The sequence below is a fragment of the Gilliamella sp. wkB292 genome (genome assembly GCF_001690235.1).
GTDB lineage: Bacteria > Pseudomonadota > Gammaproteobacteria > Enterobacterales > Orbaceae > Gilliamella > Gilliamella apicola_F.
Map to the genome: position 1 here is coordinate 37,141 of NZ_LZGO01000062.1, position 20,191 is coordinate 57,331.

The 20,191-nt window shown below is 35.5% G+C and carries 17 protein-coding genes and 1 tRNA gene; 5 read left to right on the forward strand and 13 right to left on the reverse strand.

Annotation, left to right across the window (positions count from 1 at the left end; genetic code table 11):
* Positions 1-16 precede the first annotated feature (16 nt).
* The 4 genes from A9G09_RS07425 to A9G09_RS07440 all read left to right on the forward strand — a co-directional run bounded on the left by A9G09_RS07425 (position 17) and on the right by A9G09_RS07440 (position 3,737).
* Positions 17-1,075 carry a DUF6708 domain-containing protein gene (locus tag A9G09_RS07425; protein ID WP_141671543.1) on the forward strand — a complete coding sequence of 353 codons (1,059 nt, stop codon included), beginning with the start codon at positions 17-19 and terminating at the stop codon, positions 1,073-1,075.
* Positions 1,076-1,119: 44 nt separating this feature from the next.
* The gene (locus A9G09_RS07430) at positions 1,120-2,229 is read left to right on the forward strand and encodes a DUF6708 domain-containing protein (protein WP_065634234.1); all 1,110 of its coding nucleotides are present in this window, start codon (positions 1,120-1,122) and stop codon (positions 2,227-2,229) included.
* A gap of 286 nt (positions 2,230-2,515) precedes the next feature.
* Positions 2,516-2,884, forward strand: coding sequence for a hypothetical protein (locus A9G09_RS07435; RefSeq protein ID WP_141671544.1), 369 nt, complete (start codon positions 2,516-2,518; stop codon positions 2,882-2,884).
* Positions 2,877-3,737 (forward strand): putative type VI secretion system effector, encoded by an 861-nt coding sequence (locus A9G09_RS07440; protein ID WP_065634236.1) that lies wholly within the window; start codon positions 2,877-2,879, stop codon positions 3,735-3,737. The genes A9G09_RS07435 and A9G09_RS07440 overlap by 8 nt, the downstream gene beginning before the upstream one ends.
* A gap of 215 nt (positions 3,738-3,952) precedes the next feature.
* Here the strand turns inward: A9G09_RS07440 and A9G09_RS07445 are convergent.
* The 9 genes from A9G09_RS07445 to A9G09_RS07485 all read right to left on the reverse strand — a co-directional run bounded on the left by A9G09_RS07445 (position 3,953) and on the right by A9G09_RS07485 (position 13,544).
* A tRNA-Ala gene (locus tag A9G09_RS07445) sits at positions 3,953-4,028 on the reverse strand.
* Between the two features lie 128 nt (positions 4,029-4,156).
* Positions 4,157-5,158 (reverse strand): protein translocase subunit SecF, encoded by a 1,002-nt coding sequence (gene secF / locus A9G09_RS07450; RefSeq protein ID WP_065634237.1) that lies wholly within the window; start codon positions 5,156-5,158, stop codon positions 4,157-4,159.
* A 9-nt stretch (positions 5,159-5,167) separates the two neighbouring features.
* Positions 5,168-7,024 carry a protein translocase subunit SecD gene (gene secD, locus A9G09_RS07455; RefSeq protein ID WP_081297515.1) on the reverse strand — a complete coding sequence of 619 codons (1,857 nt, stop codon included), beginning with the start codon at positions 7,022-7,024 and terminating at the stop codon, positions 5,168-5,170.
* A gap of 60 nt (positions 7,025-7,084) precedes the next feature.
* Positions 7,085-7,417, reverse strand: a complete 333-nt coding sequence (gene yajC, locus A9G09_RS07460; RefSeq protein ID WP_065634239.1) for a preprotein translocase subunit YajC — start codon at positions 7,415-7,417, stop codon at positions 7,085-7,087.
* A 191-nt stretch (positions 7,418-7,608) separates the two neighbouring features.
* Positions 7,609-9,135, reverse strand: a complete 1,527-nt coding sequence (locus A9G09_RS07465) for an NADH-quinone oxidoreductase subunit N (protein WP_176700965.1) — start codon at positions 9,133-9,135, stop codon at positions 7,609-7,611.
* A 207-nt stretch (positions 9,136-9,342) separates the two neighbouring features.
* Entirely contained in the window at positions 9,343-10,887 is a 1,545-nt protein-coding gene (locus A9G09_RS07470; protein ID WP_065634241.1) for a NuoM family protein, read from the reverse strand.
* A gap of 17 nt (positions 10,888-10,904) precedes the next feature.
* Positions 10,905-12,752 carry an NADH-quinone oxidoreductase subunit L gene (locus A9G09_RS07475; protein ID WP_065634242.1) on the reverse strand — a complete coding sequence of 616 codons (1,848 nt, stop codon included), beginning with the start codon at positions 12,750-12,752 and terminating at the stop codon, positions 10,905-10,907.
* On the reverse strand, positions 12,749-13,051 hold the full coding sequence (gene nuoK, locus A9G09_RS07480; RefSeq protein WP_065634243.1) for an NADH-quinone oxidoreductase subunit NuoK: 303 nt from the start codon (positions 13,049-13,051) through the stop codon (positions 12,749-12,751). Before nuoK ends, A9G09_RS07475 begins: the two co-directional genes overlap by 4 nt.
* 1 nt (position 13,052) lies before the next feature.
* The gene (locus A9G09_RS07485; RefSeq protein WP_065634244.1) at positions 13,053-13,544 is read right to left on the reverse strand and encodes an NADH-quinone oxidoreductase subunit J; all 492 of its coding nucleotides are present in this window, start codon (positions 13,542-13,544) and stop codon (positions 13,053-13,055) included.
* A gap of 348 nt (positions 13,545-13,892) precedes the next feature.
* Between A9G09_RS07485 and ppc the strand changes: the two genes are divergently transcribed.
* On the forward strand, positions 13,893-16,538 hold the full coding sequence (ppc, locus tag A9G09_RS07490) for a phosphoenolpyruvate carboxylase (RefSeq protein WP_065634245.1): 2,646 nt from the start codon (positions 13,893-13,895) through the stop codon (positions 16,536-16,538).
* 37 nt (positions 16,539-16,575) lie between these two features.
* Here ppc and A9G09_RS07495 read toward each other — a convergent pair whose 3' ends face one another.
* The 4 genes from A9G09_RS07495 to nudB form a co-directional block, all read right to left on the reverse strand.
* Entirely contained in the window at positions 16,576-17,637 is a 1,062-nt protein-coding gene (locus A9G09_RS07495; RefSeq protein WP_065634246.1) for an SEL1-like repeat protein, read from the reverse strand.
* Between the two features lie 124 nt (positions 17,638-17,761).
* A complete protein-coding gene (ubiD, locus tag A9G09_RS07500; protein ID WP_065634247.1) occupies positions 17,762-19,225 on the reverse strand; it encodes a 4-hydroxy-3-polyprenylbenzoate decarboxylase in 1,464 nt (487 codons plus the stop codon).
* 79 nt (positions 19,226-19,304) lie between these two features.
* Entirely contained in the window at positions 19,305-19,718 is a 414-nt protein-coding gene (locus A9G09_RS07505; RefSeq protein WP_065634248.1) for a hypothetical protein, read from the reverse strand.
* Positions 19,719-19,739: 21 nt separating this feature from the next.
* Positions 19,740-20,180, reverse strand: a complete 441-nt coding sequence (nudB, locus tag A9G09_RS07510) for a dihydroneopterin triphosphate diphosphatase (protein ID WP_065634249.1) — start codon at positions 20,178-20,180, stop codon at positions 19,740-19,742.
* Positions 20,181-20,191 lie beyond the last annotated feature (11 nt).

Here is a 20,191-nt window from a genome sequence, read left to right on the forward strand (position 1 = left end):
ATGGTTTGGAAACGCCATGAAATCCGAAACCCGTAAAAAATTGAAAATGGGTTATATTAATGCCGATATGACACTGAAAGAAGTGCAAAAAGACTACACTCAAGAATCGGTCAGTAATAACCCTAGGCCGTTAGGTCCCTACTATACATATAACGATCGCTATTTAGAAATTCGAGGCGGGATGTTTGAAAATTTTCGGGGAATTCTGACTTGGATTAGTTTATTAGTTTTTCTAATTCCTTTTCATGTATTTTATATAGGATTAAGTGTTATTTCCGAATTAATTGATCATGAATCAAATGATATTGTATCGGATATAGTTGTACTAATATATTGCATAATTGTTTTTATTGTTTCAATGTATCTAATTATCCGCTATTTCCGCTATATTTACCGTTTTGAGCTTTTCACCATACGCCATATTCGGGTGCGCTTTAATCGGGTAACAAGGCAAGTCTATATTCAGCGCCCTAAATACTGTGGTGGCACAGTGGTATTTAAATGGGAACATATTATGCCATCTAACTTTGGCGAGAGTGGCTCGGATATGAATGGCACCAATATGGTCAACCTAATGACCTTTCACCCCTATAAAACTGGCTTTCCGGTAGCACACTCAGTCGGCATCGGTAAAAACACCTATAACGCTCAGGACTATAAAGACGAGTGGGAATTTATCCGCCGTTATATGGAGCACGGACCGGATAATCTGCCTAAACCCCGTTTAAGTACCCATTTACCCATACCTTTTCACGGTTTAGAGGGGCATATCAAACCCATGATTCACGCAGCAAAAAACGCCCCAACTTTTTGGATGTATATTTTGTTAATCCCAGTATTTTTAATTTTATTGCCCTTTTATACCGTAGGTTACTTTATTTCGGAGTGTTTATGCTGGCAACCTCGTTGGCCTAAGGTCATTCGACAAGCAGGCAAAAAAGGCAAACCGATCCCAAAAGAAACCACCTTATCGGACTATCCCCCAAAAGTACAACAAGCCATATTAGAGAGCCGTTTAGAGTGGGGGGTACGTGACGAAAAGACAGGTAAATGGGTTGATTATGGTAATTCTTAAAATAAAAACATAATGTTTAAAATGAAAAATAGGATATAAGGTAAATGTACGTAGGCGAATTTTTATTATGGTTCGGTAACGCCATGAAATCCGAAACCCGTAAAAAATTGAAAATGGGTTATATTCATGCCGATATGACACTGAAAGAAGTACAAAAAGACTACACTCAAGAATCGGTCAGTAATAATCCTAGGCCGTTAGGTCCCTACTATGCGTATAACGATCGCTATTTAGAAATTCGAGGCGGGATGTTTGAGAATTTTCGGGGAATTCTGACTTGGATTAGTTTACTTATATTTATGATACCTGTGAGTTCTGCTTATAATTCTATATATTGTTTTATTTTATTGTATAATCATAAAACAGATAAAATTGCTGGTTATACAACAGCTTTTATATTTTTTACATTTATATTTTTAGTTTCAATTTATTTATGTATCCGCTATTTCCGTTATATTTACCGTTTTGAGCTCTTCACCATACGCCATATTCGAGTGCGCTTTAATCGGGTAACAAGGCAAGTCTATATTCAGCGCCCTAAATACTGTGGTGGCACGGTGGTATTTAAATGGGAACATATTATGCCATCTAACTTTGGCGAGAGCGGCTCGGATATGAATGGCACCAATATGGTCAACCTAATGACCTTTCACCCGTATAAAACCGGCTTTCCGGTAGCCCACTCAGTCGGCATCGGTAAAAACACCTATAACGCTCAGGACTATAAAGACGAATGGGAATTTATCCGCCGTTATATGGAGCATGGACCGGACAATCTGCCTAAACCCCGTTTAGGTACCCATTTACCCATGCCTTTTCACGGTTTAGAGGGGCATATCAAACCCATGATACACGCCGCAAAAAACGCCCCAACTTTTTGGATGTATATTTTGTTAATCCCAGTATTTTTAATTTTATTGCCCTTTTATACCGTAGGTTACTTTATTTCGGAGTGTTTATGTTGGCAACCTCGCTGGCCTAAGGTCATTCGACAAGCAGGCAAAAAAGGCAAACCGATCCCAAAAGAAACCACCTTATCGGACTATTCCCCAAAAGTACAACAAGCCATATTAGAGAGCCGTTTAGAGTGGGGGGTACGTGACGAAAAGACAGGCAAATGGGTTGATTATAACAATGATCACCACCGTGTCTAAAGGAATGCAAAATGTATTCTTGACTTAGGGTAAAGCATTATCAGGGATATTAGCGGGGGATTGCATCTTTTGTGATGATTCAAATAGATTCTAATAAATTAAGTTAAAGCAATAGTATACCTATGAAAATTTAATTCTTTTTTAAAAAGTCTTTTTAAGTTTAATAGGGTGAGTCACTTCACTTATTGGATTATCTTATCATTTTGTCTGGTGTCAAAGTTTTTTAACCTCAAAAATGATGTTAGCTATTTTTAAAAAGGTTGGAAAGCATATTGGTGTTAAAAAAGTGGCTTCGTTTGTCGCTGTACGGTTGGTCTTGATGCGATCAGCGAGTTGGTTAGGACTGGTGCTTATGGTCTTTGATTTTGCCATTGATTATTTTAGCGATGATAACTTTGAAACCTGGTTAAAACGCTGTGCCCTGCGCACCGATAAATATTTAATGCCACATAATAAAGCCAAAATTTATCAAAATCCGGAACAACAAAGCTCAGCTTATAAAGATGATGTATTAAAAGATATGTTTAATATTGACGATGAAGCACAAACCAATAACAATCAAGCAAATAAAGACAACACCAACGGTATTGGTGTTGACGAAGCATTAGCACTAATAGAACAAGATTTACATAAAAGGGTTTTTTTACATGTCTAAACGGTATCGCATTTTAAAAGGCACGGTCAGCCAGCTACAAATCATTGATGACTCAAAAGAGCTAGGATCGGATAATAATGTTGGTTTAATCGCCATGATAGGGGCGTTAATTACTGGGGCGTTTAGCGTGGCGGCCGCGTTATTGACCACGCTGTCAGTGGGCAGCATTACCTTAGAAGGCAAAAAATTTAGTTGCTATGTCGGGCGTAAATTTGTCGAAGGCAAATTAATCCATATTAGATTTAAAAATGGAGATTATGTGGAAATGGTCGTGGATAAAAGTGATGATGATGATAACTATTATCAATCTTATGCGGTTCGAATACCGAAAACCCATGCTTTATATTTTCCTCGTTCAGTAAGCATGTCAACTTTGCTTGCGTTAAAGTATTCAGCTTTTATAGCGGGTGCATTTTCTTTATTTATTTATCTAATCTACTTAATTTTGTTATTCACAAATTTTAGTGACGATTTTTTTTACTATTTTGCATTATTCACTGCTGTCACTGTTTTTTTATTTTTTGTTTTTACAACTATCATTTTTTTATTAATCGGTGGTGTTTACTCTTTTATTGGTAATCGCATTTTTGCCACCTTAGGCTATCCTAAACCTTGGTCACATGATACGTCAGTTGAACATGAGCGTTTTAAAAAATTAAATCGCTCGAGCGATCCTGAGCTGTATGACGATCCACAAACCCCCGAATTTGAACGAATCAAAATACGAGACGCTAAAGCTACTTATTACTGTCGAACGCCAATCGTACCGGATTGGGTCGAAGTGATTGATGAACGGGGCTTTACGCCAGATATGGATAATCCACCACCCAAATTAAATCACACGGAACAGTAACAGTATGGCTAAACGGTATATCATTTTAAAAGGCACAGTCAGCCAGCTACAAATCATTGATGACACAAAAGAGCTAGGCTCGAATAATGTCGGGTCATTTTAAGTGTTGCAGCCTTATTGATCACGCTGTCAGTAGGTAGTATTACCATAGTCTTTTAAACATATGATTTGATGTGTTTTGCAGGGTTTAAAAAGAATATTTCGAAATATTAAATTGGTGGAGCCAAGGGGGATCGAACCCCTGACCTCAACGCTGCCAGCGTTGCGCTCTCCCAGCTGAGCTATGGCCCCATATAGAAAGGGATAAAAACTGTTGGTAATGATATGCAACTAGACCATAGGTGTCAATCTATTTGATGTTAATTGTTAAAAAAACAATCAAATAAAGCCCTTTCACTATGTGAAAGAGCTTTATATAACTAACGTAAAATCGATGGTTGATCTGCGCCTTCAACTTCAACTTTTGGTGGCATAAAATGTTCGCGTTTTATACCTAATTTAAGTGACATATAAGCAGCAACATAAATTGATGAAATTGTCCCTAAAATAATACCAACGCCTAATGTTTCAGAAAAACCTTTTAACATTGAACCGCCAAAAATATACAGGATAATCACAACTGCAAGCGTTGTTCCTGAAGTCATCAAAGTTCGGTGTAAAGTCTGGGTTAACGAAATATTAATGACATCATAAGGCGAAGCTCGACGAATTTTTCTAAAGTTTTCGCGAATTCGGTCAAATACAACAATGGTATCGTTAAGAGAATAGCCAATGATGGATAACATTGCAGCAATAATCGTTAGATCTAATTCACGTTGAAATAACGATAAATAACCAGCAGTTATCACAACATCATGCGCTAATGCAACTACCGCACCAGTACCAAATCGCCATTCAAAACGAAATGCAATATAGATCAAGATACAAATTAACGCAGCACAAATTGCTAAGATACCATCTTGTGCTAATTCAGCACCAACAGTCGGTCCTACAAATTCAATACGTTTAATCTGCGCATCAGCATCAATATCTTTATGGATTAAATTAGAAATTTTACTGCCTAGCGCATTATCAATAACAGATGATACCGTACCGTTTTCTTGTTTAGCAGCAGCCAATCGAATGATAATATCTTTACTGCTACCATAGTATTGCACGACAGGCTCATGATAACCGGCGTCCCGTAAACTATTACGCAGATCATCAAGATTAACCGCTTTTGTCACAGTAATTTCAACGGTTGTACCGCCTGTGAAATCTTGTCCAAGATTAAAACCCTTAACAAAGATAACGACAATTGATGCAACTACGAGTAGCATTGAAATCACAAAAGCGATAAAACCAAATTTTAAAAAGTCGAGCACTCTGCGTCCATGATTTAGCTCTCTAACATCATGATTTTCTTTTTTATCAACAGTCACAATAAACCTCTAAATTGATAACTTATTAACGCGACGACCGCCATAAATCAGATTAGCTAATGCACGAGTACCTACGATCGATGTAAACATCGATGTTACAATACCAATACCTAATGTAATAGCAAATCCTTTAATCGAGCCAGTACCCACAGCATAAAGAATAACCGCTGTGATTAATGTCGTAATATTCGCATCGAAAATACTACTCCAAGCGCCGGCATAACCTTCGTTAATGGCATGTTGTACACCGCGACCATTACTGAGCTCTTCTTTAATTCGTTCATTGATAAGAACGTTAGCATCAACGGCCATACCAACTGTTAATACAATCCCTGCAATACCTGGCATACTTAATGTTGCGCCTGGTAATAATGACATAGCACCCACAATTAGTATTAAGTTCGCGACCAACGCAAGGCTAGCAAACACACCAAATAGACGATAGACAATTAGCATAAAGAAGACTGAAATGAGTAGTCCCCAAACACAAGACTCTAAACCTTGCGTGATATTCTCTTGTCCCATTGATGGTCCAACTGTACGCTCTTCGATAATTTGAATCGGTGCAATTAAGGCGCCCGCTCGTAATAGTAGTGATAGATTTTTAGCTTCATCAACACTACTTATCCCCGTCACCTGAAAACGATCACTAAAAATACCTTGAATTGTCGCAACATTGATCACCCGCTCTTGTTTTTCAAGAATAGGTTTATCATTTTCGTCACGTTTTCCTGTATCTTTATATTCGACAAATAACGTTGCCATCGATTTTTTGAGATTTTTCTGAGTAAAATCTAGCATCGTTTTACCACCAGAACTATCAAGCGTAATAGCAACTTCTGGTTGGCTATATTCATTGACTCTGAATGAAGAATCAGTGATGTGATCACCTGTTAGTACTACACGTTTATAGAGCAAAACAGGGCGCCCGTTTTCCATATATTTGATTTCAGAACCATATGGAACGCGCATATCACCTTTGATAATAGCGGGTAAATTAGGGGTGTTATCTTCATTTACTTGTCTAAACTCAAGGGTGGCTGTTGCCCCTAAAATACGTTTAGCTAAAGCAGTATCTTGAATACCCGGTAATTCCACTACAATGCGATCTGAACCTTGACGCTGCACAATAGGCTCAGCAACACCTAATTGATTTACACGATTACGTAAAATAGTGGTATTTTGTTGAACTGCATCATTTTTGGCTTGTTGTAAACGCTGTTCACTAATATTGATAGTAATACTATTTTCAGTTTGTGAGGTAAGTTTGTAATCGGGTAAACCATTAATTTTAGTAATAGCTTTATTACGATCTTCAGTATTCGCAAATTGCACAACAATTTGTTGATTGCCTTCTTTATTGATGGCTGCATAATTTAATTTGCTATTTGTTAACTCAAATTTTAAATTTTCAGTGGATTGTTCAATGAGCTTACTGAGTGCTGTTGTCATATCAACTTCCATTAAGAAGTGAACACCACCACGTAAATCAAGACCAAGTTTCATTGGTTCAGCACCTAAAGCCGTTAACCAAGCTGGGGTTGCTGGTGCTAAATTGAGTGCAACAATATAATCATTCCCTAACTCTTGTGAAATTAACTCTTTAGCTTTGAGCTGAGTATCATTATCACCTACACGAATTAAAATAGATTTGTTTTCAAAGACAAATGATTTAGGTTCTATATGATTATCGGTCAAGAGTTTTTTAATTTTATCTTGGGTAGCAACATTAATTTCAGCAGTATTTGAACCGGAAATTTGTATAGCGGGATCTTCACCATAAATATTTGGAAGTGCATAAAGTAGGCCGGCGAGAATAACGACGACCAACATAATGTACTTCCACAAAGGATAGCGATTTAACACGACATATTCTCTTGTGGAATTAGCTAATTAACACAATGAACTATAATAGCTTACTTGCTATTATAGTGACTTCATTGTCCCTTTTGGTAAAACAGATGTGATAAAGTCACGTTTGATAACAACCTCTGTTGTATCATTTAACTCTAACGCAATATAACCATTGTCGTTAACTTTAGATACACGACCAATAAGTCCACCGTTGGTTAACACTTCGTCACCTTTTGAAATCGAAGCCATAAGTTCACGATGGGCTTTAGCACGTTTTTGTTGTGGGCGCATAATCATAAAATAGAAAAACAGACCAAACACAACCAACATGATAGGTAAAAAATAAGGATTGCTTTCAGCCGCAGCCCCTTCATTTGCATAAGCATTAGAAATTAAAAAGTCCATATAGGTCCTCTTGATTCAAATAAAATATTAAAGGTCGGAATTATAACACAATAACTAAATCTATTATTAACTATTTCTTGTCAAAATGTTTAAGGTAACAGATATTTCTTAATGTAAACAAGACCCAAGTAAATTGTTCAAATCAATTTCAACCTACCTGTAAAAACTTTTTAAAAGCGCAAAAGCGCTTATTAAGTCGTTAGATATTGTGCCATACTCACTAGATTAAATAACCATTTAGGATAAATACCACAAATAAGAATTAATAAGGCTGACAACGCAATAATGAGCTCGCTTATTTTAATATCCTGCCATTTTAGTTTGATAATAGCACTATTTAATATCTGATCGTCTCGACAAGAAGGCCTTATATAAAGATTAATAATTAAACGTGCATAAAAATATAAACCAAGAGCACTACCAATTACCACTGCAGCAATTAACCACCATAATTCAGCGGTTACTCCCAATAGTACTAATAGAAATCGACCAACAAACCCAGCAGTAAGCGGTACTCCAGCTAACGATAATAAACCAACGGCCATCGTTAATGCTAAGATAGGTCTACGCCAAAACAATCCCGATAAATCTACTTCGTTTTCATGATCTTGCAATTCATCAGAATGCGATTCTAAACTAATCACTCCGAGTATGCAGATATTGGCTAAAATATAACTAATTAAGTATACGCCAATTGTTTCTAAAGCTAATACTTGATATTGCACAGCAATTAATGCAATGAGTAAATAACCAAAATGTGCAATGGAGGAATACGCTAATAGTCGTTTTAGACTACTTTGCATTAAAGCAATTAAATTCCCCCATAGTATTGATAATAGTGCCATGATAACAAGTATCATTCGAATGGTTTCATTATTAACAATCGGCGCCAATAAAAACAACCTTGCAATGGCACAAAATAGTGCAACCTTTCCTACTGTTGATAATAATAGAGCAACAACTGTCGGTGCACCTTGATAAACATCGGGCAACCATAACTGAAAAGGCACTAATGAAAGTTTAAAACCAATCCCAACTAACATTAAACAAACACCCATTAGTAATAAATTACTTGGATAAGACATGGTTGAAAGTTGGTAACTTAACCCGCTAAAAGTTAGCTCGCCAGTTGTTGCATAATAAAAGGCAATTCCCATCAATAAAAACACACTAGCAACAGCGGATAAAATCATATATTTAACGGCAGCTTCTAATGAATGAGTTTGAATATATTGATAGCCAATTAACCCAACAAATGGAATTGAAAGTAATTCAATGCCAACAAAAAAAGAAATCAAATGGCTAGCATAGACTAGTGTAACGCCGCCTAATGTCATAAACAGTAAAATAACATAAAACAAACCATGAGCAACTCTTTCATGAACAAACCAACGATAGGCTAAGCAAGATACCGTAATTGCAATGATTAAAATTAAACTGGTATAAAGCAATCCATAACCATCACAAGTAAATAAGGCAGTAATTTGATGCGCTTTCCATTCTTCAACTGATGGATCTGTGTTTGATTTATCTTCAATATTTTCATTATTGGTATCTGAGGTTATGTTGGAATTAACATCAGTTTGATTATTTTGTTGAGCGTTATTATCAGCCTTTGTTTCGGGTTCAGTGGGCACAGCATCAACAGCAATCGTTTCCTCACTATTTGGTACAGAGTCTTCTTTGGTTGTTACATCCGAATTTAAAGATATTTGCATATTATCGCTGCTGATATCGGTTATCATCTGGGTATTGAACGATATTTTGTAACCAATCATCGAAGAACATATTAATGCACAAACTAAACCACAAACAGTTAAAAAAGCGCACCCTTTTGTATTCATTTTCAGAAAAAATAGGGCAATAAGCAAAACAATGATAGTGAAGCTTAATACAAATATCGGCGATAAGGCTATCATAAGTTATTACTCTCCCGCGCGCTCTGCTGTAATGTATTGTTGGGTTTGGTTGACGATAGAATATGACATATCCAACACTATTTGTGGATATAAGCCAATAAAAACTAATACCATTAATATACTCGTTAATAATGATATATCTCTTCTACTAAGGTGAGATTTAGCTGAATGATTTTTTTCGACAACACCATAAAAAATTGGTTGCATGCGAATAATCAATGAAATTGACAATAATAGTAAACCAATCACTAACAAAATAGTGTAATAAGAGAATGATGTATAACTACCAAGCAACATCATATAGTTGCCAACAAAATTAGCAGTACCTGGAATACCTAAAATAGCCAAAATAAAAAATAAGGTAAATGTCGAAAGATAACGAACTTTCTGTTTAAGACCTGTAAATTGATTAATATTACGCGTTGAGTAACATTCAACTAACAGACCACTAATAATAAACATGCCAACGATAACTAAATTAATGGCAATCATTTGTATCACAATACCTTGATAAGCAATCACTGAACCACTGTAAATGATTGCTGTCATATAGCCCATTAAAGCAATATGTACATAAGCAATTAACTTTTTGATATCAGTTTGATTGAACGCTAATAGTGCTGCATAAACCAAAGTAAATAATGCTAATATTAAGATTAATGGCATAATCATAACTGAGGCATTTGGAAACAAAGGAATCACAATTCTAAATAGCCCAAAAGTAGCTGTTGTTAGAAGTAAACCACTAATCATCATTGATCCCGAGGTTGATGATTCAATATGCGCATCAATAAACCAGCGATGAAATGGCACAAAAGGAATGCGTACAATAAAAGCAGCTAAAAAACCGAGCATTAGTAAAAATTCAGTATAGCTAGAAATGGGGGTTTTGGTTAAAACTTGATAATCAAATGTCCAGTGCCCCGTTAAATTCCAATTAATTAGCGCTAATGACACAATGGATATTAACATTAACAAGCTACTAATTTGAGTATAAATCAAAAACTTGCTTGCACCATTAAAGCGCAATTGGGAACTTGAGTCGCGACGCCCCCATAAAGAAATGATAAAATAAATAGGAATTGCTACCGCTTCCCAAAAAAAGAACATCAAAAACAGATCGGTGATAACAAATAACATCATAATAGCTGATGTCATAAATAAAATGCATAAATAAAATAAACCAAAATTATTTAAACTTTCTTTACTTGAATAAACAATTGTCAGTAACACAATAAATAGTGTGGAAGCGATTATCACTAACGATAAGCCATCTAATACCAGATGAAAATGAATATTTAGCAAAGGAATCCATTCAATATTCACTTCTTCAAGCCAGTTATTACCTTGTTGTAATACCGTTAACCCATCTAGCCATAAGATTAAAGCAAGCATTAACGTAATTAAAATTGTTATAAATGCAATAACCATTGGTAACTTATACCAATGTGATGGTAGATAAGAAGTTCTGACAATTCGCAATAAAAATACATGGCATAACCAACTAATAAATCCGCCTATTACAGGTAAGAATACAAGCGATAACAACATGAAAGATTACACCTTTATTAAATAAAAACGAGTAACATTAATATAATAATGCTTCCCATGACAATTGAAACCATATACCACCTTATATGCCCATTTTCTAAGCTGACAATATATGAGTTAATTTTTTTTATTCCTAACATTATCCAATTATCCCATAACGCTAAAGGATCTTGTTTAAGCAGGTTAGCTAAAAATAGATAAGGTTTAACAAATAGGTAACTGACAACATAATCAAAGCGCCAATCGCCATTACATAATCGCGCAAAGAATTTAATCATTGGTGTATTGAGTATTTCTTGCACTTCACTATTTGGATGCGCGTACAAAATATAGGCGATAAGAAAACTCAATAATGTTACAGCAGCAAGTAACAATTGAAATGATAACTGACCATTAGTATCAAGTTCAGCAATAGGAATAAGCCCCTGAACAGGAAGCGGGAAATAGATAAAAATTGCTGTTGTAAAAATCAATAGGATAAAGGCTGGGCAATAACTTATCCACATTGTTTTATTAAACTCAAAAATCTTTGGTTTATGATAAAATGCGGTAAAAATTAGTCGCCAAATACTTAAACTTGATAACAAAATACCTAATAAACCAATAGTTCCAGCCATTAGATGATCTTTAGCCATTAGCCCCCAAATAATATCACCTTTGATATAAAAAGAGGCAGAGATCCAAGGCATAGCACTTAAAGACAACATAATAAGCAAAAATATGGCATACAACATTGGGAATGATTTGACTAATCCACCAAGTTTATTGATATCTCGCTCACCATGGCATTTTTTAATTAAAATCGCAGAGGCAAAAATGAGTAAAGAGCTGGTTACCGCATAATTAATTAAACAATTGAGTGACAAATTCCAACTTTGTGTGGAAAACGCATAAAATAAGTAACTAAGCTGAGCAAGGTTAGTAAAAGTGATTATACGTTTAATGTCACTTTGAACTAAAGCAATTGAACTAGCAAATAATACGGTTAACGAAGAAATAATTGTCATAATGGCTAATGTATCACTCGACATCATAAACAAATTACTTAAACGTAGAACCAAATATACCCCTGCTAAAATAACGGTAGATGATTGCAGCAAAGCCACCGCCGGCATAGGTGCTAATGTTGTTTCAACAAACCATGAGTGCATAGGAAATAGTGCTGACTTACTTATTGCCCCTAAAAATAACATTAATGTTATCCAAAAAATAACATCTGAATCGACAGCTAAATTATCGTGAGCCTGTGTCAAAATATCACGTATATTTAACGTATCTAAAGTTTGATACAGTAAAAATATACCAATAATAAGAAAAATATCGGTTAAATGCATAATGACAAATGCTTTAACAGCAGCATAGCCATTACGCAGCTGTTTATAATAGATACCAATAAGTAAGTATGTACTTAAACTCACACCCTCCCAACCAATTAACATAACCAAGAGATTATCAACAAGTACAATAGTTAACATACTAGCAATTAATAAATTGCTATACGCATAAAAATTATAGATATCTTTTTTGGAAGTTAAATAACAGGCGGCGAAAAAATAAATTAATAGACCAAAAAAAGCAATTAGCACCAAAAAAGTAAGGGATAAACCATCTAATGTTAAAGATAAAGGAACAACAAAATCGCCGACTGAAAACCAATTCCAAAGTGGTCGGCTATAGACTAACGTCATATCAGGTACAGTATTTTTACTAAAATCAATACATGAAAATAGCGTAATAAGAGCAACAATTAGCATGGTGCTAAAGCCAATAATGATGACATTAATTGATCGAATATGTCTCCCTAGACAGACCAACAATAAAAAAGAGACTAGGGGAACAATAATAGTTAAATAAAGTAAGTTCATCCTTTCATTTCACTCAATGAGTCAATATTAATTATTTTACGGCGATAAATTAATTTCATCAGTAACGCAAGCCCAACACAAGCTTGAGCTAATACAGTAATGACAGCTAAAATAGCCAGTACTTGACCTTCTGCCTGTTGCCAATAACTACTTGCAGCAACCACTGCGACGATAGCGCCATTATTCATAATCATAAGGCTTAGCAGTAAAAAATAAAAATTACGTCGAATCATTACGCCTAATAAGCCAATTACAAATAATACAGAAGCGAGAATAAGACAATGCATTAAAGGAATCATATTATTTCTCCGACAATAGTCGATGCATAAAATGATAGGCAATAACAACTGCACCTAACAACAAAAAACCAGCCAATTCCGACATCAAAATGTAAGCATATACTGACATTTCATGCATCAATTCATGAGCCTCTTTAATTTGTGAGTAGTCAGTACTCACTACACCGTAAATCAGTACAACTAATAAAATAAAAGCTAAAACTAATGGACCTAGCCAAATTTTAGGACTGATACCTCGTTTTTTATTCTCAACATTGTCGACACGAATTCGTAGAATAGTTGCAACAGATAAAAATAACATCACTGTGCCACCAATAAATAAAATAATGTATAAAACAGCAGAAAAATACGTATCGAGTAAAATAAATATTAAAGCTGAAGCGAAAAGCGCAATAATAAGGTATAAAATGGCTTTATCAACACGTAAGCAACTAATCACTTTTATACTGGCAATAACAGTAATAATCGACGCAATATAGAAAACAATAAGCATCAAATAACAATCCAATATACATTAATCATTGCGTTAGTATATACCCAAATCCTATTAAGATACAGTTTACAGACAATCTGTTAACAGAAAACAAGCATTTAAAAACATAATCTGACTAAAAAATACGCTTAATTAATTTTTTTATCTTTTTAGATAATGATGAGAATATAATTAAAACAATTAAAATAATAAAGAATATAAAATTTTATTATTTAAATTCAATATGGTATTGTTATAAAGTATATATCTTAAACAAATTAGCAATGACTTATATCTTAGCCTCTAAACTGTAATAACCGTTTTACAGTTTAAAGTTTAGTTAGCCATAATAAAGAAAATGAGAAGAGAATGAACAGTGAATATTCCTCAATGAGAAGCAACGTCAATATGCTAGGGACTTTACTCGGTGATGCAATCAAACGCGCCACTGGTAATAAAACATTTGATTTAGTAGAAGAAATAAGGCAATTATCAAAATCAGCACAGCAAGGTAATAAACAAGCCCATAATGAATTACTCAAATTGATTGAAAATTTGAATGATGAGGACTTGTTACATGTTGCTCGAGCATTTAATCAATTCTTAAATTTGGTTAATACTGCCGCCGAATATTATGGTATTTCTCCTCATGGTGAAGCATCGAGTAGCCCCAAAAAAATGACGGAATTATTTAGTACATTAAAAAAACTCAATTTTTCAAATCAAACCATAACACAAGCTATTAATGATCTTTCGATTGAACTGGTATTAACAGCTCATCCAACCGAAATTAATCGCAGAACAATGATTAATACCTATACTGCTATTAATAATTGTTTATCTCAACTAGATCATGATGATTTAGCTGATTACGAAATAGAACGGATTATGCGCCGTCTTAAACAACTTGTCTGCCAAGCATGGTACACCGATGAAATCCGTAAAAAACGTCCTACACCGCTTGATGAAGCAAAATGGGGATTTTCAGTCATTGAAGATAGTTTATGGGAAGGAGTGCCACTGTTTTTACGTGAATTTAATGATCAATTAGTTGATGCATTTAACGAACAATTATCGGTTGATCATGTTCCAATTAAGTTTACCTCATGGATGGGGGGCGACCGTGATGGCAACCCAAATGTAACAGCTAAAGTGACGGAAAAGGTCATGTTACAAGCTAGGTTAAAAGCAATTGAGTTATTTTTAGCTGACATTCAAATACTGGTTCGTGAATTATCGATGAGTGAATGTAGCCAAGCGGTTATCAACTTGTTAGATGAAAATAATAAATCTGCCTCTGAACCTTATCGAGCAGTGATGAAACAGTTACGAGCTCGCCTGATGAAAACCCATAGTTATATTGTTTCATTACTAAATAATGAACAAGTCATCCCCCCTACAGATATTTTAATTAAAAATGAACAACTATGGACGCCACTTTATACCTGCTATGAATCATTAATTGAAAATGGCATGTCAACAATAGCACATGGTCCACTACTTGATACGTTACGACGTATAAAAAGCTTTGGTTTGCAATTAGTCAGGTTAGATATTCGCCAAGATAGCTCTGTCCATACTGAAGCACTAGATGCATTAACTAAAGAGCTCAACCTAGGCAGTTATGCCCAGTGGTCTGAAGATGAAAAACAAGCATTTTTATTAGCAGAATTACAATCAAATCGTCCTTTATTGCCTTACCGCTGGCAACCACCAGAAATGGTACAAGAAGTTCTAGATACTTGCCGTGTTATCAAAAAGGCTGGACAAGAATCGATTGCATCTTATGTTATATCAATGGCCAAAGCGCCTTCAGATATTTTAGCGGTTTACCTACTATTAAAAATGGTCGACTGCCAAAAAAATATTCCTGTTGCTCCATTATTTGAAACCTTAGATGATTTAAATAATGCCAAATCTGTCATGCAAAAACTTCTGGATATTCCTTGGTATCGTGAAAAGATTCAAGGTAAACAGATGGTCATGATTGGTTATTCTGACTCTGCTAAAGATGCAGGTACACTTGCCGCATCATGGGCACAATATCGTTCACAAGAAGAGTTGGTTCACCTATTTGAAAAATATAATATCAATCTAGTGCTCTTTCATGGGCGAGGTGGATCTATCGGTCGAGGCGGTGCACCCGCACATGCGGCATTACTTTCACAACCACCAGGATCATTAAAAGGTGGGCTTCGAGTGACAGAACAAGGTGAAATGATCCGTTTTAAACTGGGTTTACCAGAAGTAGCCTTGAGCAGTTTGATGCTATACGCATCAGCCATTTTACAAGCTAACTTATTACCCCCTCCAGAGCCTAAACAAGCATGGCGTGATATTATGGATGAAATGTCTGATATATCATGTCGTTGCTATCGAAGTTATGTACGTGAACGTGCCGAATTTGTCGATTATTTTAGAGCGGTAACGCCAGAAGCAGAACTTGGACGACTGCCACTTGGTTCTCGTCCACAAAAACGACGTACAGGTGGCGGTATTGAAAGTTTACGAGCCATTCCGTGGATTTTTGCTTGGACACAAAACCGTTTAATGGTGCCTTCTTGGTTAGGTGCCGGTAGTGCACTTAAACAAGTCATTGAAGAAGGGAAAAAAGATTTACTTAAAGACATGTATCATAATTGGCCATTCTTTAACGCTCGTTTAGGTATGCTCGAAATGGTATATGCTAAAGCTGCGCCAAATATTCATGAATATTACGAGCAAAGACTTGTCGATCCGATTTTATGGCCGTTAGGTGAAGAATTAAGAAATTTATTAACTCAAGACATTAACACCGTACTAACTATCACCGATGATATTAGCTTAATGGCTGACTTGCCTTGGATTGCTGAATCGGTTGCATTACGTAATACTTATATCGAACCGTTAAACTTATTACAAGCTGAATTATTGAGACGTTCGCGTAATCGCAGTGAAGAAGAAAATACAACGGTTGAACAAGGATTGATGATTACTATATCCGGAATTGCTGCTGGTATGCGTAATTCAGGGTAACGGACCATCAAAAAATAAAAAGAGCAAATTGCTCTTTTTATTTTCCTGATAATAACTGATCTAAATAAGCTTTAGCATCTTTGTCACCTTGCTCGCTTGCTTTAGTAAACCAATAGATCGCCCGATTGGTATTTTTTTCAATACCTTCGCCTTCAAGGTACTTTATACCTAAATTATATTGCGCATCAACACTACCTTGTTCTGCGGCTTTAATGTACCATTCTACAGCCTTCTTGGCATCTTTTGGCACGCCGCCACCAACTTCATACATCACGCCAATATTGTATTGTGCATCAGCATTACCTGCTTCAGCCGCTTTAGTAAACCAGTATGCAGCTTTAGAATTATCAGATTTTGTGCCAGTTCCTGTTGCATACATAATACCCAAGTTATACATCGCCAGTACATGCCCTCGTTCTGCAGCTTGAGTATAAAAATAAGTAGCAGCGACATAATCTTTAGTCAAACCATCACCATGTTCTGACATCAAACCTAAATAGTATTGAGCTTCAGGATTGTTGCCTTTAGCGGCCTTACTAAACCAATCTGCTGCAACCATTTTATCTTCTTTAACACCATCGCCAAAAAAATACATGATACCTAAATTAAGGTAAGCATCTAAAACGCCTTGCTCGCCAGCTTGAGTAAAATAATCAATTGCACTTAAGGTATTTTTAGTTGTCCCTTCACCATTTTTATACATTAACGCCAAATTATATTTAGCTAAGGCATAATTTTGGTCTGCTGCGCGTTTATAATATTGAAATGCCTGCACAAGATCAGCTGTGGTACCCAAACCATTTTGATACATATAAGCCAGATTATTTTGCGCTTTAGCTAACCCTTGATCCGCTGCTTTTTTATACCAAAAAAAGGCTCGAATATCACTAACTTCAACACCTAAACCTTGTTTATAAATAGTTCCTAATGAAAATTGAGCTTGTGCATCACCTTTTTCAGCTGAAACCCGTAAAGAAGGGATTAATGAACCAGGATCTGCAACCTTCAGTTCAGTATCTGTCTGAGTTTTAGTTTCACTTGCCAAGGCGCCATAAGAAAAACAAAACATAAGCGCCAATAAAATTCGAAATTTTTTCATAATTATTTAATTGCCATAACATGGGGAATAATTATACATAAATGCATAAAAAGGTGATAGTTTTTGTTTATTTTAAGTAAATTTATGTAAAAGATATTGTTTATCAAGCATTATTATTAACTGGCTACACGCCAAGTTTATCCCAAATTTCATCAATATAAGCAACGACCTTAGGATCTTTTTTAATTATTTTGCCCCACTCTCTGTTAGTTTCTCCTGGCCATTTATTTGTGGCATCCAATCCCATTTTAGATCCTAAGCCCGAAACCGGAGAAGCAAAATCTAAATAATCAATCGGAGTATTATCAATGAACGTGGTGTCTCGATGAGGATCCATACGTGTTGAAATCGCCCACATAACATCTTTCCAATCACGTGCATTAATATCATCATCACAAACAATGACAAACTTGGTATACATAAACTGTCGTAAGTAGGACCAAACCCCCATCATGATACGTTTAGCATGACCAGGATACTGCTTTTTGATAGTCACAACAGCTATTCGATATGAGCATCCCTCTGGCGGTAAATAAAAGTCTACAATCTCGGGAAACTGCTTTTGTAAAATGGGAATAAAAACTTCATTCAACGCTAATCCCATCACAGCCGGTTCATCGGGTGGTCGTCCAGTATAAGTTGAGTGATAGATGGCATCTTTGCGATGAGTTAAATGGGTAACAGTAAAAACAGCAAAATTTTCAACTTCGTTATAATAACCGGTATGATCACCATAAGGCCCTTCTGGTACCACTTCATTTGGATCAATATAACCTTCCAAAATAATTTCTGCTGTGGCTGGCAATTCTAAATCATTAGATAATGCTTTAACTACCTCGGTTCGACCTTGCCTTAATAACCCTGCAAATGCGTATTCTGGTAAAGTATCGGGTACTGGTGTAACTGCGGCTAAAATTGTTGCAGGGTCTGCGCCAATAGCCACCGCCACAGGAAATTTTTCATGAGGATGAGCTTGTTGCCATTCGGCAAAATCAAGTGCACCACCTCGATGCGACAACCAGCGCATCACTAATTTATTTTTGGCTAATAATTGCAATCGGTAAATACCAACATTTTGCCTTTCTTTATAAGGACCTTTAGTAATAGTTAATCCCCAAGAAAGTAATGGAGCAACATCCCCTGGCCAGCAATGCATAATAGGCAATTGTGTTAAATCAACTTGTTCATCTTTTAATACCACTTCTTGACAAGCGGCCGATGATCGGCGCTTAACCGGCATATTCAATATCTGCTTGTATTTCGGTAAAACATTGAAAAATTGTCGAATACCTTTTGGCGGTTCAGGTTCACGTAAAAAAGCTAAAAGCTGCCCGATTTCACGTAATGCCGAGGGATCGTCTTGCCCCATTGCCATTGCAACCCGTTTTGTTGTACCAAATAAATTACATAATACAGGCATCGTATAACCAATAGGGTTTTCAAATAATAATGCGGGACCTTGTGCACGTAAAACTCTATCGGCAATTTCGGTCATTTCAAGATAAGGACTAACAGGATAAGTAATTCTTTTTAATTCACCTTGTTGCTCAAGATAAGTTAAAAAATCACGAAAATTAGAAAAATTCATTCACTATTACTCCCTGTTACTTTGATACCCAATCCAAAGGGGTTTTGTTTATTAAATGATGTTTGACTTATGTCTTGGATTAATCTTCATCAAAATTTTCACTATAAATGGGCGTTTGTTTATTCTGATTGCATTCAATAATTTTAGGTAATAAGGTTTGAAATTGTTTTTGATCAACTTCAATAAACTTTTCTGGTTTAACTTGAAAGAATAAATATTGCGTAGTGTTATCGTCAAATTGAAAAGAAGCTAACCAGTAATTTCGATTTTCACTATTATCATTAGCAAATATTTTAATAATACTACTCGCTCGTTTTTCAGGTTGATCATGTAATTTATAATCAATTATTTTTTCTGCAATTTGAGTATCATATTCATCAAAAATCATGTATTGATTTTGGTTAATTTGACACTTTGGTATGTTTATTTCAGCATAACTATTTAGGGTAAAAAAAGATAAACAAATTGACATAATGTAACGATTTAATTTCATACCCGACCTCTTAACTGAATTTTAATAATTTACAATCTTCTTGATCGCCTCTCGATTATTAGGCGATAAGGTCAAATTAGCCGCATCTTGAATTGACATCCATTGATAGGCTAAATGTTCACTCAACATAGGTTCTACCTCTGTAGTCAAAGGCAGATAAAACCAATGTTCTTTATTTATCTCAACCTGTGGTGCATATCGATGTCTAAACTGTGGAAAGATTTCAAATTCAACCACATGTTTAGCATCGACTAACGACAAATTACTACCAACAATATCAATACCTGTTTCTTCAAACACTTCACGAATTGCCGTTTCAACTGGCAATTCGTTATTCTCTAAACTGCCTGTTACTGACTGCCAAAAATTAGGATCATCTTTGCGTTGCATCATCAAACAACGCAAAGTGCTTTGGCAGTAAATAACAACTAACACCGATTCAGGCTTTTTAAATGTTTGCATTTAACATTTCG